Origin of the sequence: Paludifilum halophilum (assembly GCF_002245355.1) — a bacterium.
Classification (GTDB): domain Bacteria; phylum Bacillota; class Bacilli; order Thermoactinomycetales; family DSM-45169; genus Paludifilum; species Paludifilum halophilum.
The window spans coordinates 125,296-145,725 of record NZ_NOWF01000008.1 but is presented as its reverse complement, the minus strand read 5'-3'; the positions used below and the strand labels follow the sequence as shown (position 1 = coordinate 145,725).

25 protein-coding genes are annotated in these 20,430 nt (G+C 41.5%); 3 read left to right on the top strand and 22 right to left on the bottom strand.

Annotation, left to right across the window (positions count from 1 at the left end; genetic code table 11):
* Window positions 1-85: 85 nt before the first annotated feature.
* Together CHM34_RS13690 and CHM34_RS13685 are read right to left on the bottom strand one after the other, a co-directional pair.
* Entirely contained in the window at window positions 86-532 is a 447-nt protein-coding gene (locus CHM34_RS13690) for a DUF6114 domain-containing protein (RefSeq protein ID WP_094265180.1), read from the bottom strand.
* Between the two features lie 15 nt (window positions 533-547).
* Window positions 548-1,093 (bottom strand): DUF6230 family protein, encoded by a 546-nt coding sequence (locus tag CHM34_RS13685; RefSeq protein ID WP_094265179.1) that lies wholly within the window; start codon window positions 1,091-1,093, stop codon window positions 548-550.
* Between the two features lie 452 nt (window positions 1,094-1,545).
* On the opposite strand from CHM34_RS13685, the gene CHM34_RS13680 reads away from it, so the two are divergent.
* Both CHM34_RS13680 and CHM34_RS13675 read left to right on the top strand, forming a co-directional pair.
* Entirely contained in the window at window positions 1,546-2,733 is a 1,188-nt protein-coding gene (locus CHM34_RS13680; protein ID WP_094265178.1) for a LuxR C-terminal-related transcriptional regulator, read from the top strand.
* 125 nt (window positions 2,734-2,858) lie between these two features.
* Window positions 2,859-3,191, top strand: coding sequence for an IDEAL domain-containing protein (locus tag CHM34_RS13675; protein WP_094265177.1), 333 nt, complete (start codon window positions 2,859-2,861; stop codon window positions 3,189-3,191).
* A gap of 166 nt (window positions 3,192-3,357) precedes the next feature.
* On the opposite strand, the gene CHM34_RS13670 is transcribed toward CHM34_RS13675, so the two are convergent.
* From CHM34_RS13670 to CHM34_RS13585, 18 genes are all read right to left on the bottom strand, one after another.
* On the bottom strand, window positions 3,358-3,555 hold the full coding sequence (locus CHM34_RS13670) for a YwbE family protein (RefSeq protein WP_094265176.1): 198 nt from the start codon (window positions 3,553-3,555) through the stop codon (window positions 3,358-3,360).
* Window positions 3,556-3,641: 86 nt separating this feature from the next.
* Complete coding sequence (locus CHM34_RS13665) at window positions 3,642-5,258, bottom strand: ABC-F family ATP-binding cassette domain-containing protein (RefSeq protein ID WP_094265175.1); 1,617 nt, start codon at window positions 5,256-5,258, stop codon at window positions 3,642-3,644.
* A 184-nt stretch (window positions 5,259-5,442) separates the two neighbouring features.
* Entirely contained in the window at window positions 5,443-5,691 is a 249-nt protein-coding gene (locus tag CHM34_RS13660; protein ID WP_094265174.1) for a hypothetical protein, read from the bottom strand.
* A gap of 40 nt (window positions 5,692-5,731) precedes the next feature.
* Window positions 5,732-6,085: a hypothetical protein gene (locus CHM34_RS13655; protein WP_141201722.1), complete on the bottom strand. Its 354-nt coding sequence runs from the start codon at window positions 6,083-6,085 to the stop codon at window positions 5,732-5,734.
* An 84-nt stretch (window positions 6,086-6,169) separates the two neighbouring features.
* Window positions 6,170-7,987: a recombinase family protein gene (locus tag CHM34_RS13650; RefSeq protein WP_094265172.1), complete on the bottom strand. Its 1,818-nt coding sequence runs from the start codon at window positions 7,985-7,987 to the stop codon at window positions 6,170-6,172.
* Window positions 7,988-8,048: 61 nt separating this feature from the next.
* Complete coding sequence (locus tag CHM34_RS13645; protein ID WP_094265171.1) at window positions 8,049-8,195, bottom strand: conjugal transfer protein; 147 nt, start codon at window positions 8,193-8,195, stop codon at window positions 8,049-8,051.
* Between the two features lie 375 nt (window positions 8,196-8,570).
* Complete coding sequence (locus CHM34_RS13640) at window positions 8,571-8,825, bottom strand: helix-turn-helix domain-containing protein (RefSeq protein ID WP_094265170.1); 255 nt, start codon at window positions 8,823-8,825, stop codon at window positions 8,571-8,573.
* Window positions 8,809-9,246, bottom strand: a complete 438-nt coding sequence (locus tag CHM34_RS13635; RefSeq protein ID WP_094265169.1) for an RNA polymerase sigma factor — start codon at window positions 9,244-9,246, stop codon at window positions 8,809-8,811. The genes CHM34_RS13640 and CHM34_RS13635 overlap by 17 nt, the downstream gene beginning before the upstream one ends.
* A gap of 280 nt (window positions 9,247-9,526) precedes the next feature.
* Window positions 9,527-10,672 carry an MFS transporter gene (locus tag CHM34_RS13630; protein ID WP_094265168.1) on the bottom strand — a complete coding sequence of 382 codons (1,146 nt, stop codon included), beginning with the start codon at window positions 10,670-10,672 and terminating at the stop codon, window positions 9,527-9,529.
* 69 nt (window positions 10,673-10,741) lie between these two features.
* Complete coding sequence (locus tag CHM34_RS13625) at window positions 10,742-11,200, bottom strand: flavodoxin family protein (protein ID WP_169713735.1); 459 nt, start codon at window positions 11,198-11,200, stop codon at window positions 10,742-10,744.
* Between the two features lie 90 nt (window positions 11,201-11,290).
* On the bottom strand, window positions 11,291-12,112 hold the full coding sequence (locus tag CHM34_RS13620) for a flavodoxin (RefSeq protein WP_206093812.1): 822 nt from the start codon (window positions 12,110-12,112) through the stop codon (window positions 11,291-11,293).
* 10 nt (window positions 12,113-12,122) lie between these two features.
* Window positions 12,123-12,767, bottom strand: a complete 645-nt coding sequence (locus CHM34_RS13615; protein ID WP_094265166.1) for an NAD(P)H-binding protein — start codon at window positions 12,765-12,767, stop codon at window positions 12,123-12,125.
* A gap of 33 nt (window positions 12,768-12,800) precedes the next feature.
* Entirely contained in the window at window positions 12,801-13,652 is an 852-nt protein-coding gene (locus CHM34_RS13610; RefSeq protein ID WP_094265165.1) for an aldo/keto reductase, read from the bottom strand.
* 63 nt (window positions 13,653-13,715) lie between these two features.
* Entirely contained in the window at window positions 13,716-14,699 is a 984-nt protein-coding gene (locus CHM34_RS13605; protein ID WP_094265164.1) for an aldo/keto reductase, read from the bottom strand.
* Window positions 14,700-14,771: 72 nt separating this feature from the next.
* Window positions 14,772-15,167 carry a cupin domain-containing protein gene (locus tag CHM34_RS13600; protein WP_094265163.1) on the bottom strand — a complete coding sequence of 132 codons (396 nt, stop codon included), beginning with the start codon at window positions 15,165-15,167 and terminating at the stop codon, window positions 14,772-14,774.
* An 18-nt stretch (window positions 15,168-15,185) separates the two neighbouring features.
* Window positions 15,186-15,506, bottom strand: a complete 321-nt coding sequence (locus tag CHM34_RS13595; protein WP_094265251.1) for a carboxymuconolactone decarboxylase family protein — start codon at window positions 15,504-15,506, stop codon at window positions 15,186-15,188.
* 87 nt (window positions 15,507-15,593) lie between these two features.
* Window positions 15,594-16,232 carry an NAD(P)H-binding protein gene (locus CHM34_RS13590; protein WP_094265162.1) on the bottom strand — a complete coding sequence of 213 codons (639 nt, stop codon included), beginning with the start codon at window positions 16,230-16,232 and terminating at the stop codon, window positions 15,594-15,596.
* A gap of 27 nt (window positions 16,233-16,259) precedes the next feature.
* Window positions 16,260-17,009, bottom strand: coding sequence for an SDR family oxidoreductase (locus CHM34_RS13585; RefSeq protein WP_094265161.1), 750 nt, complete (start codon window positions 17,007-17,009; stop codon window positions 16,260-16,262).
* A gap of 241 nt (window positions 17,010-17,250) precedes the next feature.
* On the opposite strand from CHM34_RS13585, the gene CHM34_RS13580 reads away from it, so the two are divergent.
* Entirely contained in the window at window positions 17,251-18,144 is an 894-nt protein-coding gene (locus CHM34_RS13580) for an AraC family transcriptional regulator (RefSeq protein ID WP_094265160.1), read from the top strand.
* A 343-nt stretch (window positions 18,145-18,487) separates the two neighbouring features.
* Here the strand turns inward: CHM34_RS13580 and CHM34_RS13575 are convergent, their stop codons facing one another.
* Window positions 18,488-19,399, bottom strand: a complete 912-nt coding sequence (locus tag CHM34_RS13575; RefSeq protein ID WP_094265159.1) for a conjugal transfer protein — start codon at window positions 19,397-19,399, stop codon at window positions 18,488-18,490.
* Between the two features lie 15 nt (window positions 19,400-19,414).
* Window positions 19,415-20,425, bottom strand: a complete 1,011-nt coding sequence (locus CHM34_RS13570) for a bifunctional lytic transglycosylase/C40 family peptidase (RefSeq protein ID WP_169713748.1) — start codon at window positions 20,423-20,425, stop codon at window positions 19,415-19,417.
* Window positions 20,426-20,430: the final 5 nt, after the last annotated feature.

The following is a 20,430-nucleotide window of genomic DNA, read 5'->3' as shown; positions in this document are numbered from 1 at the left end:
CCGGACTGTAAACATCAAGGCGGACCTGTCCCGGCTCGTTCTGTTCGAAACAGATCCTTTTGTCCAACTCCGGGCTCAGACAGTCTTAAACCGCCACCCCGTCCCCTTCGGAACCGTCGATCGGTTTCGACTTTTTCGGATCCGGATCATTCCTCCAGGCGAAGCATAAACAACCTCCGACAATCCCCAGCAACATGCCGATAACCAGTCCGCCCAATGCCCCGATCAATGAGAGAATGGAAAACAATATGCCGAATATCCCGAGAAGTCTGCAGTATTGAGGCATCATCCAGCCAATCCCTCCGCAAGCGAAAAGAAGCGTCCCGAACAAAATGCCGGTGAAGGCAAAACTTCCCGGAACAAAGGCCAACCAATACAACTGAACCGGAATATACAGAGTGATCGCCCCGGAGAGGAGGAGAAGCACCAGTCCCGCCCGGGGTCTTTTCGATTTCGGTGAAACAGCTGCAGTGTCCGTCATTCCCCGGCCAACGGCTCTTTTTCCCCTCTTCGGAACCATTGTCTCACTCATCGGGAATCCCTTCCTTTATTTCTTGAGTTTTTGCACCTCCAGCTTCATCCCCGGAAGTGAAATACTGTTGTTGAAAAGATAGTGCGCTTGGATCTTCGGATCTTTCAGCACCAGATGAGGAGCGTCCATGCCGAATTTTTTGCGGAAATCGCTGGAGGCCTCCTCTTTAATCGTCAGCTTTTTAAAGGAATGATCGGCGGAAATTTTCGTCATGTCCAACACCATACCGGTGGATTTCACGACCCCGGAAGCGGTAATCAGGACGCGTACCTTTCCCTGGCCCGGTATATTGAGATCCTTGTACAGCTTCAACCCTTTGATATCCGCATCCATCTGAGTCGCGACTTGTGGAACCGCTTTCTTTTCACTCGTTTCTCCAACCTCGGGTAACAACTTGAAGTCCCGGATCTCAATCCTGTCCGCCTCAATATAGAAGCCGCCGACTCCCGCAAGCGGTACGGCCATCGCCACCCCGCCGGCATAGATCCCTAATGCCACAGACAGCAATAAAGCCATGGACACGGTCAGACTGATCCAAAACAATTTCCCTCGATACTTCATTCCACCCACCCCGCCTTCATAAAATTGGAGAAAATCCTCGGCAACCGACCGCCCACATCGACATAAAGAGGCGGCTTCTCAACAGGACACCCTGTTTTTAAAAAAGAAGAAGCGCACTGAAATCTTGTTGGTCCAGGTCCACTTTATGTGGAATCGTACAATGATTCAGAAGTTTCAACAACCCTAGAACCCGGGGGTTTCTTTCCCATATAAATATAGGGGTCCATACACTGAACAAAAAATGCCCCTTTCTTGGCAAGAACGACCGATCCCGGTTCATCGTATACCGGTGGTCAAAATCTCTGTTATATCATAGAATGGTGCAAAGGAATCAAGAACACCACCCGCCCCGGTGAAGAAAATACAGTACCTCCACGTAACAGAGATGAAAAAAACAGTCTCCTATTGTTACATAACACCTTTAAGGAAAACCCGAAGAAAGGAACGGTTTTATGCGGATATCCACTTTTTTATCTACTCCCTTGCTTCCCCAACACGAACTTCAACAGATGATGGACACGATTATCCGGAATTACGAAGATTGCTTAAGGAGTTGGAAAATCCGACTATCCACTTTCAACTTGGATCCTGAACAGAAAAAGGCGATCCATGATCTGTTTCAGTTTCTTGCGGGAAGAATCGATTTAGCTTCCTCCTATTTTTCCGAATACGAGGAAAATTTTCTTCAATTGGTCGCTTCCCACCGATCGGTTCTGCATGTCGGGCAGGTTCTGCTTACCATCGGCACTTTTGAAGAAATCGTTATGGGGGTGTTGCTTCAAAAACACAGACAGCCGGATATTCACACTCGTTACCGGTGGCTCCATTCCTTGTCGCTCACCTTGGCCTGCTCTGTCACCCGCTCCGCATACACCGACCCGTCAGAGTCCGAACAGGAGCAAGCCCCGTTAAAGGAACTGAAAAATGTCGATCCTTTGCTTCAGACGATCATTCGTTTGGACGAAGTCCTGATGACTTCCCACACACTGGAGGAGTTGTTGACAGCCAGTGTCCGCTTCATTACGGAGCGGTCGGGAATGGAACGGGGGGCTCTGTTTTGGTATTCCCCCCTCACTCGCACCATCGAAGGTATCTACTCCCATCAGGTCGATGTCAGTGATATCCGCCGAGTGAGGGAAATGGATTCCAATATTCCCGGCATCGCCAAAGCGATGAATGGAGACCGAACCGTCTTTTTCTTCAGGGAAGCCCAGCTTTATTTTCCGATGCATTATGTGAAGCAGTTTGGTTTAACCTCGCTCCTCACCGCCACTCTGCGCGATGAAAACCGAACCCCTGTCGGTTTTTTGCTGCTGGACCAAAGCGGCAAACCCTTTGATCCAGATGCGCAAACCTTGGAGGGGGTCAAAAAGATGGTCTCCCGGGTCTGTTTGAGTCTCCGTTCCAAATTGTACGAAAGCGGTAATCCCTCACCCGCCCCCGTTTCCCTGTTAACCCAACGGGAGCAGGAAATTTTGCAAATGATCGCCGATGGTCATTCCACGAAGCATATCGGTGAAACCTTGCATATCAGCGAACATACCGCCGCTGAATACGCCCATTCCGTGCTGAAAAAACTGAAGGTCAAAAACCGTCCGGAAGCGGTCTCTAAAGGATTGAAGCAGGGATTAATCCGATAACTCTCCGAGTCTATCAATCCGAGAGGTTTAGTGAACTCGCATCCGTGAAATAATAGTAGTAAACCCGAATACGGCAGCCAAGTTGCGATTTTTGATCATCCCAAAGGGAAAAGGCGGTGTCATGCATGGAAGCCTTAATTACCCAGTTCAATGACGGTGATTGGGTAACGGGAAAAACGTTCAACGACGAGCTTTTTCAAGGATATATCGAGGCGATCGACCATGAGCGGGAAACAGCCAAGATTCGGGTGATTCAATCGGATAATCCGCATATTATCGGGAAGCTTTCCCTCAGCTTACTGGAAAACCTTCGCCCCTATGAAACCACTTCCTTGAAAGAGGAAGGGCATCTTTTGAATTTGATCGACCTCGCCCTTACCACCAAGGACAAGAAGTGGTTCATGGAACTGACTTCTTCCTTGAAAGAACGGAAGAGCCAAGTTGATTCAGACAAATAACCAGAAACCCATAGATTCCCGGGATCGAACCGGACAACAGCCGTTTGTATGGGCGGTTTGGCCGGCAGGGCCAAATGGGGCCGATCCTTTCTTTCGCGGGAAAGAAATAAAGCTGATCACTGATTGCGAAGGAAGCGAGTGATCAGTTTTTTTTGGAGACGGATCCCTAGCTCTGAAGTATCCGTTTGACCCGCCCCACCCGGCCATCCTGCAGTCGGACCTTGATTCCATGGGGATGTGAGGCTGAAGAAGTCAGAATATCCTTGACCACGCCCCGAGTTCGTTTCCCGGATCGTTGATCCTTCTTCAGCACAATCTCCACCGCGGCTCCCGGCCGGATCTCTCTTCGATTTCGTCCATCCACGATATCCCTCCTTTCCCCCCGTATTCAATCGGTTTGCCCAACAGCAGGAAACCCTGCCCGGAAGGCAGGGAAGGCAAAGCAACAGTTTACTCATACATCCGGTGAACTTTTTCCTGCAAGGCTTCATCATCCAGATATTCATCGTAAGTGGTCACCTTATCCACCAAGCCCCCGGGAGTGACCTCCATGATTCGATTCGCTACCGTTTGGATCAGCTGGTGGTCATGGGAGACGAGCAGAATCGTCCCGGGGAATTCCTCCAGCCCCTTGTTCAGCGCTGTGATCGACTCCATATCCAAGTGGTTGGTCGGCTCATCCAGCAGGAGAACATTGGCTCCGGACAACATCATCCGAGCCAGCATACAGCGTACCTTCTCCCCTCCGGAGAGGACCTTCGCCTGCTTCTTCGCCTCGTCTCCGGAAAAGAGCATCCTTCCTAAAAATCCGCGGATGAACGTTTCCGACTGGTCCTCGGAATACTGGCGCAACCAGTCGATCAGGTTGAGATCCACTCCGTCAAAGTAAGCGGAATTATCCTTGGGAAAATAGGACTGGGAAGTGGTTACACCCCAAGTGTAGGAACCGGAATCCGGATCCGTTTCTCCCATCAGAATTTGAAAGAGAGTCGTCTTGGCCAGCTCTCCGGGACCGACAAAGGCGATTCTGTCTCCTTTGTTGACGGTAAAGCTGAGATCATCCAATACCTTTTCACCGTCAACAGTTTTGGACAGATTCTCCACTTTTAATAAGTCGTTCCCCGCTTCACGGTCCGGTTGAAACTTGATGAAGGGATAACGGCGGGAGGAAGGTTGGATGTCCTCCAGGGTCAGCTTCTCCAACAGCTTTTTCCGGGACGTGGCCTGCTTCGCCTTGGATGCGTTGGAACTGAACCGGGCGATAAAATTCTGCAACTGCTTCCGTTTCTCTTCGATTTTCTTGTTTTTTTCCCTGGCCATTTGCAGGGACAGTTGACTCGATTCGTACCAAAAATCATAGTTGCCTACATAAAGCTTAATCTCCCCGAAATCGATATCCGCCATATGGGTGCAAACTTTATTGAGGAAGTGACGATCATGGGAGACGACAATCACCGTATTTTCGAAGTTGAGGAGAAACTCCTCCAACCAGCGGATCGCCCGGATATCCAAGTGGTTGGTCGGCTCATCCAGAAGCAGGATATCCGGTTGGCCGAAGAGAGCCTGGGCCAAAAGGATCTTTACCTTCTCGTTGCCGTCCAAATCCTTCATTTTTTTGCTGTGAAGCTCCTCGGAAATACCCAGTCCCGACAGAAGCACAGCCGCCTCCGACTCGGCCTCCCAACCGTTCAGCTCGGCGAATTCCGCCTCCAGTTCCGACGCCCGGATGCCGTCCTCATCGGAGAAATCCGGCTTGGCATAAAGAGCATCCTTCTCCTTCATGATCTCATACAGCCGCTCATGCCCCATGATGACCGTATCCAGCACCTCATACTCCTCGTACCGGAAATGATCCTGCTTCAACACCGCCAGCCGTTCTCCCGGAGTGATCGATACCTCTCCGGTATTGGGCTCCACTTCACCGGCGAGGATTTTCAAAAAGGTGGACTTTCCCGCTCCATTGGCCCCGATCAACCCGTAGCAGTTACCCGGGGTAAACTTGATGTTCACATCCTCAAACAATTTTTGCCCGCCGAAGCGCAGGCCGACATTGTGTACACTGATCATAGAAAAACCGTCCTCCAGACACGTAGAAACTCCCTCTATTGTAACATGAGGAGGGAGTTTTCCGTCTAATTTAGAAACCGGCAACACCGGAAAATGGAAAAAATGGAGTAGTCTCTCGCTTCCGCAGTCGAATCTCCTTTGGGAATACGCCTGCCCCATCCGATCTCTCCGGATCGGGCCCGTCTTACAGACGGGAAAAGTAGACAGCCAACGAGAGGACGGCAACCAAAAAAGTGATTCCGTAAACAAGGGTATACAAGCGCACTCTGGAGAAGGTACTTTTTTCATACTGCAGGGAGCGGGAGTGTTCCTCACGTACTTGATCCGCTTTATTTCTCCCATACTCCCGGATCTTCCGGTTCACTTCTTTTGCGACAAACAGGGTCCCGGCTAAAGCGATCGCGCTGATTACGAATGTCAAGAATACAACCATGCGGACTCACCCCAATCATCGGTGGTCAAAATCAATGGGTTCATCCGACAAAGAAAATCATCTTGTACGCCGCCATTGTAAGAACGGCTGTGCCCAATACAACAGGGTACGGGACATCCACCCATTTTTTAAAATAGGTCTTTTTTAATCGGGTTTTCACCTTCCACTTTCTTCGACCCCACCAAGAGTAAGCGCCCAAAACGAGAACCGGAACAACAGGAATTGAAATTTCAAACTGAGAAGGTGTCAAAGTCCAAGTTGTAATCTCATAAAACAGCCAAGCCATGCAGATGGTTCCGATCAGATATTCAACCCATAAAAACCTTAAAAACGACGGGTAGTCTTCCCCGAACCGTTCCTTTAATTGGTGCTTCATTTTCGACCACATGGCCATGATCATTCCTTTCTCTGATTAAACTCGTCCCCTCCAGCGCCTCTTCTCTACTGTGAACCGTTAGCTGGGTCGTCTGCGTCCTTATTATACCATGAAGCGGGAGTTTTTTCCCTTCACGACTTCATAAACACCGTGACACACTCCACGTGTGTCGTCACTACTATGTGGATACAATTTATTATCCTCGTTACCTGCATGTGAACACAATTCATTAGATGTTTTTGTTTTTTCCTTTTTCGCATTTTTTCTAGCAGGTTTATACTTTTTCCCATCAAGACTGTTACTCAACCCAGTTTTATATACAAAAGTAATCATGGCAGGATCTTTATTTCCATCTTCATCTATTCCGCCAACAATTACTTTTTCAACTACACTTTCAAATACATAACGATCAAAAGTATCGATAACCTCATTTTGCTCTAATACTTTTTTAAAGGCTAATAACCGTTTTTTAATGTCTTTTTCTTCTTCTAAATTTGACAGCGATTTTTCTTTTTCTTGAACCTTTTCATTTATCTTCTGCATTAGTTCATCATATTTTTCTTCATACGTTTCTTTGTCGATGATATCCTCTAATCTCATGTCCACTAACTTATTCTTTTTGTTTTCTAACCCCTGAACTTCCTTTTCTATTTTGAAAAGTTCTTTATGAATCGTACTGGCACTTAAAGTTTCTTCCATTCGTTGCAAAAACTCATCTAAAACATCTTTGTTATTATTACACATAATACGGTAACTTTCCAAAAAGGCCTTTTCAATGGCTTCTTCTGGTATCCCTTTACTATCTGGACAAAACTTTTTACCTTTCTTCGTACTCGTAACACATTGCCAAATTGTCTTACCATATTTAGTTCCACTATGCCATCTACGTCTTGTTAATGTGCTGCCACAATAAGCACATTCAATCATGCAGCTAAAAGCATATTTACGGCTGAATTTTTCTCGTTTACCACCATTTTTCTGTACCGTATTTCTTCCTTTACTTCGCTTTAATCTGATTTCCTGTGCTTTATCAAATATTTCAGCACTGATAATGGGTTCATGGTGATTTCTTAAATAGTATTGATCTTCTTCTCCAAAGTTTTCTAATCGACGTTTCGAAATAGGATCCAATGTGAAAGTTTTTCCCATTAAAATATCGCCTTTATATTTTTCATTCTTAATAATTCCGAGTACCGTCGAATCAGCCCATGTTGGAGTACCTCTTTTAGTTTTATAGCCTAAATTTTCAAGTTCTCTAGCAATGACACTGCCCCCGGCTCCTTCAACATATCTGTGGAATATATAACGAACAACTTCTGCTTCTTTCTCGTTTACAGTTATACTCTTATCTTCTGGATGATAATCATAACCAAGGCAGCCTTGAAAACCGACTAATTCACCTCGTTTCATTTTCATCTTTAATCCTTTTTTTACATTAGAAGATATATTCTCAACTTCTTGTTGTGCTACTGAACTTAACACTACAAGTAACAATTCACCATCCATTGTAAGCGTGTTAATTTTTTCATCTTCAAAATAAACGGCTATATCTCTTTCCTTTAGCATACGGACGTATTTCAACGTATCCAATGTATTTCTTGCAAATCTGGATATTGATTTTGTAATGACCATATCAATATCTCCATTCATACAGTCATTAATCATTCGCTGGAAATCTTCCCGTTTTGTTACCTGTGTTCCAGTAATGGCTTCATCAGCATATATATCAGCTAATACCCATTCCATATTTTTCTTAATTAAATCCGAATAATATGCAACTTGTGACTTATAACTGTTTAACTGGTCTTCCGAATCTGTACTAACTCTACAATATGCTGCCACCCGAAGCCGTTTAATTTCTTTTCCACGCTTTTGGTTAGCCAAGTTACTATTCGCCCTAATCACTTCAACTCCTGACATAATAGCTCCTCCTTTTGTGTTCCTTATATACTTCCTATTGTATCATCAATAGGAACACAAATCAGCTTGTAATGTCAGAAACGATACCATACTCTTTCATTAATTTATTTTTTACCATATAATATTCTTTATCTGAAATTAATTTATGGGTAAGCAGTTGTTTTAACATAGCAATTTGCATGCTATATAGAATCAAATTCTGTTTCAAAAAACACGCCCCCTTATCTTAATCTATTAAAAAATCAGACGGCTGTTGGTGCAGCTCCACGGGAATTTCACCCCTGCAAGTAATTCTTCCAGCCCTACTCATAGCTTGCGACGCTTTGAACGCTCGAACCATGACGGTAGGGGAGTATCATTATCCATACTGATGGGTTATCGCCGGCAATCCACCACAATTGCATTAGACTCATGGATTATTGCTCGTTCCTGTTGGAGGTCATGGCGCACGAGTCAGATAGCTCGCCATCAGTAAGAATGTATCTGATTTTTTAGTTTATACTGCACGGTGTTATCTTCCATGCTTTCTTTGTCAAAGAACAAAAATATGATTAATGAAAGGGAAAACCTAGCTATTATTTCATCAAATTTTGAAAACTAAAACAGATTGCATAAGCTTTGAACGTAAACGATCACGCGTATCTTCATCGATACCCCAATAAGTATTTCCGTGATCATCACACAGCTTACGCATGGACAGGCTTGTCATGTAGCTTCCATAATGCAGAACAACTACTTTTATTGCTTCTGGATCACCCTTATTTGCAGCTAAAATAATTGGGTACGGCAATAAACCACGCTCGTTGTTTTCAATATTAGAATTAATCATCCCATTCATCTGCATGTTCCTCCAAAAATCGTTTTAACCTTTTGAAAGAGCTTGTCCTCCTATACTGAACTGTACTACGTGGAATATCGAGTAGCTCAGCTATTTCTACATCCGACTTGTTAAAAAAATAGTATAGTAGGACGGTCTTGCGCTTTTCCTTCGGCAAAGTACGCAATGCTTCAGCAAGTAATTTCGGAGTAATTTTCTTTCCAGCCACTTGAAAACTTTGTCCTCCTTCCCCCTCATATAGCTTATCTAAGGTATAGAGTTGATTTTTTTCTTGTGGTGTAAGATCAGAAAATGTCATCTCCTTTGCTTGTCTTTGTTGCCTTTCGTTGTAAATATTGATTGCCTCATTCTTCAATACACGTTTACAAAAGGCATTAAATGCACAGCGAACTTGCCATTCGGTACGATCTGGTTCTATCATGCATTTCCTCTCCCTTCGCAACTGCAAAGGTGGGTGATGATTTCCCCTTTCATAACCTTCAACAAAAAATTTTATGAAATGCCAAAGATTTAGAGTAAATTTTTCAGAAGAAAACCCCTTTGTTTTATACAGTCAGGTGCAAGCTTTCAAATAAATAAAGCAGAGAGGAAAAAATTGTATTATAAAAAAACCAACTGTATAGAAGACAGTTGGACTTAAAAGTGAATTTATTTTATTAAAGAAAGATTCTTTAAAATGATGCAAATAATAATTAGCTTAACTATACTTTTGCTTGCTGTTTAAAAGAGAATAATCCTGTCATGGCAGCTACACACGTAGATAATAATGCCACCCAAATAATCGAATGGATATCAGCTAAATTAACTGCTATACCTCCTAGTCCCGATCCCAATGCAAAACCAATTTGTACAAAAGAACTATTCAGGCTCAGCATAATAGATGCTGCTTGTGGAGCAAGAGAAATAAGATTATAATTTTGAGTCGGACCGAACATCATGAAAACAACGGACCAAAAAGCGAGCATGATGACAATAAATATCGTCGAATTCATTACAAGAAATAAACCGATTAAGGCAATTGATTGTAAAATTAAACTAGATAGAAGTGTTTTGTCTTTTCCATAATGATCAGCCGTAAATCCTCCCAGTTTAGAGCCAGCCAGACTGGCAATACCGATAATGAATAAAATAGCGCTGATATACTTTTCATCTGTTACAGATCCTAAGAATGGAGCGATATAAGAGTTAAGAACAGAGTAGCCAAGAAAGGTGAAAAGCGTAATACTAAGTGCAATGACGATACGGCTATCCTTGAGAAGTGACAATTGTTTTCTTAAAGGAATGACCTCTTCGCCTTTCACAGAAGGTATAAATTTAAAAATAACGATGGTGGCTACGATTGCTAACAAGCCGATCATCCAAAAGATAATATGCCAATGGTAAGCAGAAGCAATCACTCGTCCAATTGGAACTCCTAAAACAAGGGAAGCATTATAACCCATAGCGATATTTGCCATCGCTCCTATTTCTTTTCCCGGTTTCGCCAGCTTCGATGATAAATTATAAGCTGTGACAACAAAAACACCTGTCCCCATTCCCATGATAATCCTAGCTAAGATAAGCAGACCAAAACTATTGTAAAGGACTGTCAACAATAAACTTATCAAAATAATGGATAATGAAAGCAATAATTGTTTTCGTTGATTTGATTTTGCTGTAGCAGCAATGAGTATAGGTGTTCCGATAGCATTTCCCAGAGCAAATACAGTAATTAATTGTCCTGCGCTTGCAACGGAGACATCTAATGAAACGGCAATTTGATCTAAAATACCAGATATAACAAATTGTGATGTTCCTACCAAAAAGCTGGTAAGTGTAAGTATATATATTTTCCATGTGTTTGACATTCGTGTTCATCTCCGTACGTATAACAGTTTGCTACTATCATTTCTTCTTACAGAACAGAAGAAACAAGACTACTGTCTTTTTAAAATCTTATTGAGCTGTTTTGCGTCTTCTTTATTTTGAAGTAAGCCTTTATATTTCATATCAAAACGCCGACACAAATGTTTGATGACATGTTCAATAAAAGGGATCGCATCTTCTGGAGCAGTTCCTTGAATGATTAGGCAGACCTCTTTTCCTTCTAAATTTACATCCGTTACTTCAGAGAATCTGTCAATAAAGGTTTTTAAATAACCACTCATACTGGACCAATATACCGGAGTACCAATAAGAATGACATCGGCTTCCTCAAATTGATTAAATACCTCCCTAAACTGATCGACCCTCTCATCATTTTGTTGATCTATTTGCTTAATGCTATAATCCACTAAATGAAGCGGATTATAGTGAATCCCTTCAAATACAGTTTTCCCTAAATCAGAGGTAACACCATTTTTATTTTTACTACAGTTAACAAACAAATACTTCATGCTCGTCATCCTTTCAGTTGATATGGTTAGAAAAACACCCTCCTATGAAGAAAGGTGTTTTAAACAGGTATTACAGACATCATACAATCTTTATTCCTCTTCCAATACTCCTAATCGTTCCAGCCAAGCTTTCACATCATCTTGTGAATCCATCGCTTCTTCGTCCACAACGGTATAATTCTCAAGAATCGTACTATCCGGACTCAATTCCGAAATTCTATCAACAGAACTTCCATCCCCATATCCTGAATTCGTTGAAAAAGCAGCAATTGATTTCCCGCTGAGTTCCTCATTATTATCCTCTAAAAAACGGGCAATCGGATTCGCGATGGTCATACTCCAAATTGGATGTCCCAAAAAGATCGTATCATATTGGCTTAAATCAGGAATTTGTGTAGCCAATTCAGGATAATCACCAGATTCCCGTTCTTCCGTTGCACGATCGACTGTTTTTTCATAGTCAGCAGGATAAGGATTCTCTACTTGTAATTCAAGTACATCTGCTCCAGTATGTGCTGCTACTTGTTGAGCTAAATTTTCTGTATTTCCGCTACGTGAAAAATAAATAACAATAGACGATGCATCTTCTGTAAGGATGCGAACAGGTTCTTCATCTGCATTCGTATCCGCACCGTCTGAGACCGCTCCACGACCGTAATTGTTAGCATTATCTGTTGGCTCACTGAAATCCACCGTATCATCGGATTCAGCAGTTTCATCAGACTCAGATGAATCGGTACTATCATTGGAGTCATTCGTTTCCAAAGAATCAGCAGAATTCTCACCTGTACTTGAATTCGGATTTCCTTCTTCATTAGAACTAGAGCATGCCGCCAAAATGACTAAAAGCAGTACTGACAAAGCAATGGCATATTTTTTGAACATCCTTCTTTCAGCATTTTCTTTATTCATACATCCTCCTTTAGTAAAATGACGGTTTTTCCCAATCTGTTCCCGGTTCACTTACACCTAGACTTTTGCCGATAAACTGATCGCTTGTATCGCCTAGGATATCGACAATCAATCGAGCCACAGCTTCACGTGTAACCTGCGCACCGATGAAGTCTTCACCTTTTTGAGTCAGGCTATAGTTCTCATTACCTTCTTCATTATAAAGCCAAGTTAACCGGAGCAAGGTATAATCTAAGTCAGAGTTCTCCACTGCTTTTGCCGAATCTTTCTGCGCCTGCATCCTAGGGCTGCTGCCAATCATCGCTTGATTCCATTCTCTAAAAGCTCCGCCAACTTCATCATAAATACCTAAAATAGATGCTCCAATGAAGCGTTTCACTTGGGATGCTTTCATCGCTTTGATAACGGTTTTTACAGCTTCCGTGTTTCCCATATCATTTAGATAAACAACATCTACGCCGGTGAGTGCTTCTTTTAATGCTTCCTCATCCAAGAAATCCCCTTCTACTATTTTCTCCCTTGTTTCATCTTTCATTGTTAAACGTTGATGGGCATTTCTTGCATAGAGCACCAAGGAATCATTAGTCTCCTTTAACAAATGATCACGTAATAGACCTGCAATTTGTCCAGCAGCTCCTAAAATTAGTACTTTCATTGTTTTTCCGCCTTTCTACCTATACTTGCACCATTAAATATTTAATTTCCGAGTACTAAGCGATTTTACCATTTCAGGGTCACGATGTGAGAAGAACAGGCTTTCTTTCTGATCTAATGTAGCAATCTTGTCCATGTCCTGCCCATCTAATTCAAAGTCAAAGATATTGAAATTCTCCACCATTCTTTCTTTACGCACAGACTTCGGAATAGCAACAACGCCTCTTTGTGTCAACCAGCGCAACACGACTTGGGCTACGGACTTATTATACTTTTCAGCAATGGATACCAATGTCTCGTTCTGGAACATATTATTTTTACCTTCTGCAAATGGTCCCCAAGCTTCTATTTGCACATTATTTTCTTTCATGAATGCAGCATTTTCAATCTGTTGATGGAATGGGTGTGTTTCCACTTGGTTGACAGCAGGGGTTATTTCATTATGGACAATGATATCCATTAAACGATCCTCCTGGAAGTTGCTCACCCCAATGGCTCTCACTTTCCCTTCACGGTACAACTCTTCCATTGCACGCCATGAACCGTGCACATCCCCATACGGCTGATGAATTAGATATAAATCTAAATAATCTAATTGAAGTCTTTTCAATGAATTCTCAAAAGCCTTCTTGGTAGCTTCAAAACCAGTATCCTGCACCCAAAGTTTCGTCGTGATGAATAATTCTTCTCTTGGCACACCACTGCGTTTAATTCCTCTGCCAACTGCTGCTTCATTTAAATAAGATGCGGCAGTATCAATAAGGCGATAGCCTGTCTGAATCGCATCGTATACTACTTGTTCACATTCCTCGGCATCTGGAATCTGGAATACACCAAATCCTAATATCGGCATTTCCACACCATTGTTCAATGTTACCTTTTGCATTATAATTCCTCCTTTATAGTCATTAATTACCCAATCTATTCATTAGTTATACTTTTATTAAAATTACTTACCCACTCTATTTGCGTATTCTGCAGGATAGCGTTCTCCTGAAATTTCAATTTTTGAAAGTGCGTCATTTAAATCAGCTAATTCCTTGAGAGTCAGTTCAACCTCTGCCGCCCCAAGGTTTTCTTCCAATCGTTCCGATTTCCTTGTGCCTGGAATAGGAACAATCCATGGTTTTTGGGCAAGTACCCAACCTAATGCAATTTGGGCTGGCGTTACCGCTTTGTCTGTCGCAATCTTTTGGATTAGGTCAATTAAAACCTGATTCGCTTCTATATGCTCTGGCTGGAAGCGGGGAACAATACTTCGGAAATCAGAGTCAACGAATGTGGCCTTCTTATCTATTTTACCAGTCAGGAATCCTTTACCTAATGGACTGAAAGGGACAAAACCTATCCCTAATTCTTCAAGGACAGGAAACAGTTCTTCTTCAGGAGCTCGCCACATCATGGAATACTCACTTTGGACCGCTGTGAGAGGATGAACCTTGTGCGCACGTCGAATTGTCTGCACGCCTGCCTCCGAAAGTCCCCAATATTTTACTTTTCCTTCTTTAATTAAGTCTTGTACGACTCCTGCGACTTCCTCAATCGGCACATTAGGATCTACACGGTGTTGATAGTAAAGATCAATCGTATCTATCTTAAGACGTTTGAGCGAGCCCTCTACGGACTTCCTAATTTGCTCTGGCTTGCTATCAAGTATTTGTTTACCATTTACCATCTGAATACCAAATTTAGTTGCAATCGCTACCTCTCCCTTGAATGGGGCAAGTGCTTCTCCAACCAATTCTTCATTTATATATGGACCATACACCTCAGCAGTATCGAAGAAAGTAACCCCTCGATCAATTGCCTCATGGATCAGCGAAATCATCTCTTTTTTGTCTGATGCCGGTCCATAACCATGACTCATTCCCATGCAACCGAGACCAATAGCCGAAACTTCTAGTCCATTTTTTCCTAATTTACGCTTTTGCATTAGAAAGTCGCCTTCTTTCCTTGGATATTAGTAAGAAAATAAGACCATCACAAATGACTCGATACGTTATGTTTATAATTGATTGAACCATTCATCATCGACCGGCTCAAACCAATCTGTTTCTCCTGGCGTAATGGCTAAGTGCACAAACCAACTATCTTTTGTTGCACCATGCCAATGTTTTACATTCGGTGGGATATTCACTACATCTCCTGTTTTAAGTAGTTGGGCAGATTTGTCCTCTTCCTGATACCAACCTTCTCCACCAGTAACTAACAGAACTTGCCCCACTTTATGGGAGTGCCAGCTATTACGAGCGCTCGGAGCAAAAGTTACATTTCCAATTGGTGCATTAAGTGGCGTTTTATCAGTAAATACCATGTGTAAGTATGCGTCACCGATAAAGTTTCCCTCCACTTTTTCTCCTAATGGAAAGATGGTACTATTGCTTAACTCATCATGTGCCATATTTAATCCCCCTTTTTGTTAATCATTAAAGATTTCTTTTGCAATGTTAAATGTTGACCAAGCTTTGGGCCAGCCAACATAAAACGCAAGATGGGTGATGATTTCCGAAATTTCCTCTTTCGTTACTCCATTTTCCTTCGCTTTTTGAAGATGTGCAGTCAACTGTTCAAAGTTTCCACCAGAAATTAATGCCGAAACTGTAATCATGCTGCGGTCACGTGGAGAGAGTTCCTTCTCTCTTGACCAAACCTCACCGAATAATACATCGTCATTAAGTTCAGCAAATTTTGGAGCAAATTCCCCTAATCGATCACGGCCTGCTGTTTGTTTTTCCGCCAATTTTACCATTCCTTTCGTTCCTTTAATGTAGTTTTTGAATAAAGTTTGATTAAAAACTTCATACAAATCCGCATTAAAGAATCCAGTTTAGTAAAAGCTTGGTTTTGTATATTCCGTCCCAGGTTCACCCAACCCTAAACTAGCTCGATGATAATCGGCTCGATTAGTCAATAAATCAGTAATAAATTGTGAAACAGCTTGACGAGTAACTTGAGCTTCGACAAAAGGCTCTCCTTTTTCGGTGATATGAACACGTGTGTTACCATCTTCATTGTAAAGCCAAGTTATTCGAAGAATGACATAATCAAGATTGCTGGCTTCAATAATGTCAGCAGCTTTACGGTATGGGGACGTCCACATAATCCCTGTGTTGGCTCGATACCACTCCTGAAACTTACCTTCGATTTCTTGATACAAGTCAGGAACACTAGCTGCAATAAAGCGTTTGACCCCACTTTCTTCCAATATCTTAACTAACGGTTTGATAAGATCGTCTTTCGCAACAAAGCTAAGATAAACTGCATCCACATCAACAAGATGATCTTTGATTTTGTCAAATTCCTCAAATTCACCATCAACGAACGAAACACGATCACTTGCTTTATCTGATAAACGTGATGAGACATTTCGCCCATACAATACCAAATCAAAATCGGTCTGGGTTAATAAATCATCTGTTACCATTTTGCCGATTTGACCTGCGGCTCCTAAAATCATGACTTTCATAAATAGTTCTCCCCCCAGTAATTCAATTTACATAAGCTGTTTCGTCGGACGAATAATTACTTCATTCCAAGCAGCATCTTCTGGTAAGTCAATCGCTTGCTTAATGGTCAAAGCCACTCGATCAGCGGAAATCCCGAAGTTTTTGTAGAATTCTTCGGTATTACTTTTCACTTCTTGATCAGTGATGGATTCTAACAATTCTGTATTGATAGCTCCCGGAGATACAATGGTTACACGCACATTAGTTTCATCCTGCGCCATCTCTTCTCGTAAAGATTCACTAATTGCACGTACCGCCCACTTTGTCGCAGAGTAAACCGAACTGCCTGCATGTGCGATATGTCCGGCAATAGAAGAAATATTAATGATATGCCCCGATTTTTGTTTTTCCATGAATGGAAGGGCAGCTCCAATTCCATACAATGTTCCTTTAATATTAATATCAATCATGGCATCCCAATCTTCTATTTTCTTTTGCTTTAATAATGATTGTGGCATAATCCCCGCATTGTTTAACCAAACGTCAATCTTTCCAAATGTATCAATGGCTAATTTAGCCAAGTCTTCTACTTGTTCAACTTTTGTTACATCAACAACAGCATATACCGCTTCGCCACCCAGTCCTTCTACTTCTTTTACTAAGTTCTGTAAAAGATTTTCTCGGCGAGCCCCTAAAACCAACTTTGCGCCATCTTTTGCTAATAATTTTGCTGTTGCTTCACCAATACCACTTGAAGCACCTGTAATAACAATAACCTTGTCTTGATGATTAGACATAAAAAACAACATCCTTTCGTCCGAGAATTAATCATGAATTTTAACAGTACCTATTTGCATTATTATGGCTTTAAACGGTCGTATTATTTATCCGCATCCTTATTATGTGACATGTGAGATTGCAAGCGGTAGACTATTCTTGTCAAATGATTGCCTAATCTTCTCATTTTCATTTAGTAATAGAGAAATATGCATTACAATAGTATTAATGAGATAGAGTAATTGAGGAGGATTTTATTTTATGTCTGAACAAATTTATAAGCGGCAAGGGGATCTTGCTAAACTTATTGAACGTTATTCAGAACAGGACGGTACTTATGCAACTGCTATTCCGTCTTTATTTATGACTCGCCTATCTAATGCTACTGAACCAAAGTATGGAATTTATAATACTTCCTTATGTGTTGTTGCTCAAGGCGCGAAGGAAGCATTACTGGATCAAGATCGTTTTAGATACAGCCCCGCGGATTACCTTGTTGCATCTGTTGATTTACCAGTAATCGCTCAAGTTATCGAAGCCTCCCCTGAGGTTCCTTACTTGGCTTTAAAACTTGAAATTACACCGAATGACATATTAGAGGTCTTACGTGAAACGCAAATAAAAGCTGACAAAAAGGAAAGTACTAAGCGAGGTATGTACGTCAGTAAAATGAAGCAACCTTTATTAAATGCAATAACAAGATTGGTTCATTTACTATATACTCCAGAAGACATCCCGATTCTTGCCCCTTTAATCAAAAAAGAAATCATCTATAGAGTCCTGCAAGGAGAGCATGGGGGGAGGCTGAAACAAACAGCAATTGAAGGGAGTTCTACTCACCAAATCAATACCGTGATTAAACATATCATGCAAAACTATGAGAAGTCCTTTAAAATTGAGGAGCTTGCAAAAATAGCAAATATGAGTGTTTCTTCCCTATATCGGCATTTTACAGAGGTAACGACAATGAGCCCCATTCAATTCCAAAAACAATTGAGGCTACAGGAAGCTCGGGGGTTATTATTATCCGAGTCAGCAAATGCAGCGGATGTTGCATTTCGAGTAGGATACGAGAGCCCTTCACAATTTAGCCGGGAATATGCCCGTATGTTTGGTTTGCCACCAAAAGAAGATATACAGCGCTTAAAGGTATAAGGAATTTATTCTCCCCTAAGTTCATCAAAAAAGTGCATGAAGCCAATACTGGTTCATGCACTTGAACTTTTTTCTAATTACTCTTTTTAAGCTTCGTTTTCTCCTATCTTTGAATAAATTTTATCACTTAATTTGTTCCGCATATATACCCATCATAGATAAATAATCAATAATCAACTCAAAGGCGGATATACATAATGGATGTTGTTAGTACTTTGGCGCTTATGAAATCTTTCGGGATGTTAGAGCGTTTATTGTTTCTGAAAATAACGATAAAAAATAACCCCCTTGCATTGCTAATGTGGAGAACAATTTGTGTTTTTTTAAAAACAAACATATTATTTTATTCTACAATCATCCAGTTTGCATATTTTTCCAACGTGAGTACATATTGAGAAATTTGCGTTGCCTTCGTCTCTTCATCCAAGTACTTCACCGATAACCAAACCCTTATTTGATCCCCTGTTTTTTGGAATACCGGATTGATTAGCTCTGAAAATAAATAATCCTTACCTATAGGTGGTAAGGCATTGTTTCGTACATAATAAGCAAGTTCTTTATCCGTGGCAGTCGGATAAAACGTAAAGAATGTCTCCAAAAACTCTGTCACTTCTTGCATGGTAGCGGAATTGACTGTTCCATTACTTTCAGGTTGTTGTGGCTCATAATCTGATTTATTCGGTATACTCCATAAGGTAGGGTTTTGTGTAATGACTAAGTTTCCTGCATTATCTTGATGAAGCAAGATTCGATATGCGGAACGAATCCATTGACTATTTTTATCTTCTACAATCTTTTGAACGACCGAGTAAATAACCGCAAAGGTATTATCATTTTCTGGTGACACTGACCAGATATCAATATTACTCACGCTGGAGCTGGTAGGAATATCCGCTCTAACGGTATCAGTATTTAAAGCTTGTAAATCCTTTGTAAAATATTGACTGATCTTTTCCGCCCGTTGTTCAATGGAATCTTTTTCGTTTTGCCATGTGTAGTAATCTTTCACAAAGTTTTTTGTAAAGCTTTCAATAGCATTAGTATCCACAAGCTTTGTTTCAACAACTTCCTTTTCATGAACCGTGTGCTGATCAATTGCCGTAAAATTTTTATATACCCCAAATGCAAGGCTACTAATTAATACAATCCATAATACAATGACCGACTTCTTACTTGTGCCAACACTTTTTACTTTTGTTTTTGTAGATTTCGTTTCAAGCTTTTGTTTTTCTTTTTTTCTAAACATTTTTTTCATCTATTCCAACCCTTTCTATTGTTTAATACGACCAGCTCCAATTAGGTGCTTTTGCCAGTAGGCAGTAGTTAAATCTGCATAACCAATTGGATCGCCGGCATTATACATTCGATTGTTCCCAACATAGATTCCAACATGAGTAACATACGTCCCTGAGTTATATGTGGAGTGAAAAAACACTAAATCCCCAGGTTTTGCTTCAGATAAAGATATATGCTCGGTCACGTCATACTGTTGCTGTGCTGTTCGGGGCAAATTAATACCTGCTTTTCGATAACTCCATTGTGTTAATCCACTGCAATCAAAAGAAGTGCTCGGATTGTCCCCTCCAAAGACATAGGGAAATCCTTCATATTTTAAGGCTTCATCCATAACAATCTGAACTATTTCATCATCAAATTGGGGCGAAGTGAAATATTGACTCACCAAATCGACATAAAACATATTTCCGTAAAGATAACGCCAACCGCCGTTTTTCTTTACGGCTATTGGATTTGTGTAAGTAACTTTACTGCCGCCCGAACGTTCCTTCGCAAAGCTTTGCGCTAGTTCAAAGCTGTATTGCTTTCCTCTTTTTGCGACATAATCAATAAAAGCACCGCCATAGTTATAGGCTTGAGTGACCGCATTGCCATCGACACCGCTTGCTTCTGCGGAACGTACTAAATCTGCAAAGTATTTTGTTCCTTGTTGAATAGAGGCTTCGGTATCTAATGAATTGGGGGGAAGTCCCAATGATTCACTCGATTGCATCACGTCTGAGAGTTTCCCGCCACTTTCGACTTGGATAATGGCAAGCAAAGTAGAGACATACTCACTAATGCCATATTCTTTCGCATACTTTTCCACCATTGGCTGATGTTTTAACACATCTGCCGACACCGATATACTACCTCCATCACCAATTAAACCATCGCTACCTGTTGAATCTTCCTCATTGGAAATAAAAATCGCTACAAACGCCAATAGCCCAAACAAGGCAAGAAAGCCTAGTCCCCAAGCAAGTAACAGGATCTTTAACCTCATGACCT

Coding starts and splice junctions, on each gene's coding strand:
- CHM34_RS13690 (WP_094265180.1), bottom strand. CDS start 532: ATGAGTGAGACAATGGTTCCGAAGAGGGGAAAAAGAGCCGTTGGCCGG.
- CHM34_RS13685 (WP_094265179.1), bottom strand. CDS start 1,093: ATGAAGTATCGAGGGAAATTGTTTTGGATCAGTCTGACCGTGTCCATG.
- CHM34_RS13680 (WP_094265178.1), top strand. CDS start 1,546: ATGCGGATATCCACTTTTTTATCTACTCCCTTGCTTCCCCAACACGAA.
- CHM34_RS13675 (WP_094265177.1), top strand. CDS start 2,859: ATGGAAGCCTTAATTACCCAGTTCAATGACGGTGATTGGGTAACGGGA.
- CHM34_RS13665 (WP_094265175.1), bottom strand. CDS start 5,258: ATGATCAGTGTACACAATGTCGGCCTGCGCTTCGGCGGGCAAAAATTG.
- CHM34_RS13660 (WP_094265174.1), bottom strand. CDS start 5,691: ATGGTTGTATTCTTGACATTCGTAATCAGCGCGATCGCTTTAGCCGGG.
- CHM34_RS13655 (WP_141201722.1), bottom strand. CDS start 6,085: ATGGCCATGTGGTCGAAAATGAAGCACCAATTAAAGGAACGGTTCGGG.
- CHM34_RS13650 (WP_094265172.1), bottom strand. CDS start 7,987: ATGTCAGGAGTTGAAGTGATTAGGGCGAATAGTAACTTGGCTAACCAA.
- CHM34_RS13640 (WP_094265170.1), bottom strand. CDS start 8,825: ATGAATGGGATGATTAATTCTAATATTGAAAACAACGAGCGTGGTTTA.
- CHM34_RS13635 (WP_094265169.1), bottom strand. CDS start 9,246: ATGATAGAACCAGATCGTACCGAATGGCAAGTTCGCTGTGCATTTAAT.
- CHM34_RS13630 (WP_094265168.1), bottom strand. CDS start 10,672: ATGTCAAACACATGGAAAATATATATACTTACACTTACCAGCTTTTTG.
- CHM34_RS13625 (WP_169713735.1), bottom strand. CDS start 11,200: ATGAAGTATTTGTTTGTTAACTGTAGTAAAAATAAAAATGGTGTTACC.
- CHM34_RS13620 (WP_206093812.1), bottom strand. CDS start 12,112: ATGAATAAAGAAAATGCTGAAAGAAGGATGTTCAAAAAATATGCCATT.
- CHM34_RS13615 (WP_094265166.1), bottom strand. CDS start 12,767: ATGAAAGTACTAATTTTAGGAGCTGCTGGACAAATTGCAGGTCTATTA.
- CHM34_RS13610 (WP_094265165.1), bottom strand. CDS start 13,652: ATGCAAAAGGTAACATTGAACAATGGTGTGGAAATGCCGATATTAGGA.
- CHM34_RS13605 (WP_094265164.1), bottom strand. CDS start 14,699: ATGCAAAAGCGTAAATTAGGAAAAAATGGACTAGAAGTTTCGGCTATT.
- CHM34_RS13600 (WP_094265163.1), bottom strand. CDS start 15,167: ATGGCACATGATGAGTTAAGCAATAGTACCATCTTTCCATTAGGAGAA.
- CHM34_RS13590 (WP_094265162.1), bottom strand. CDS start 16,232: ATGAAAGTCATGATTTTAGGAGCCGCAGGTCAAATCGGCAAAATGGTA.
- CHM34_RS13585 (WP_094265161.1), bottom strand. CDS start 17,009: ATGTCTAATCATCAAGACAAGGTTATTGTTATTACAGGTGCTTCAAGT.
- CHM34_RS13580 (WP_094265160.1), top strand. CDS start 17,251: ATGTCTGAACAAATTTATAAGCGGCAAGGGGATCTTGCTAAACTTATT.
- CHM34_RS13575 (WP_094265159.1), bottom strand. CDS start 19,399: ATGAAAAAAATGTTTAGAAAAAAAGAAAAACAAAAGCTTGAAACGAAA.
- CHM34_RS13570 (WP_169713748.1), bottom strand. CDS start 20,425: ATGAGGTTAAAGATCCTGTTACTTGCTTGGGGACTAGGCTTTCTTGCC.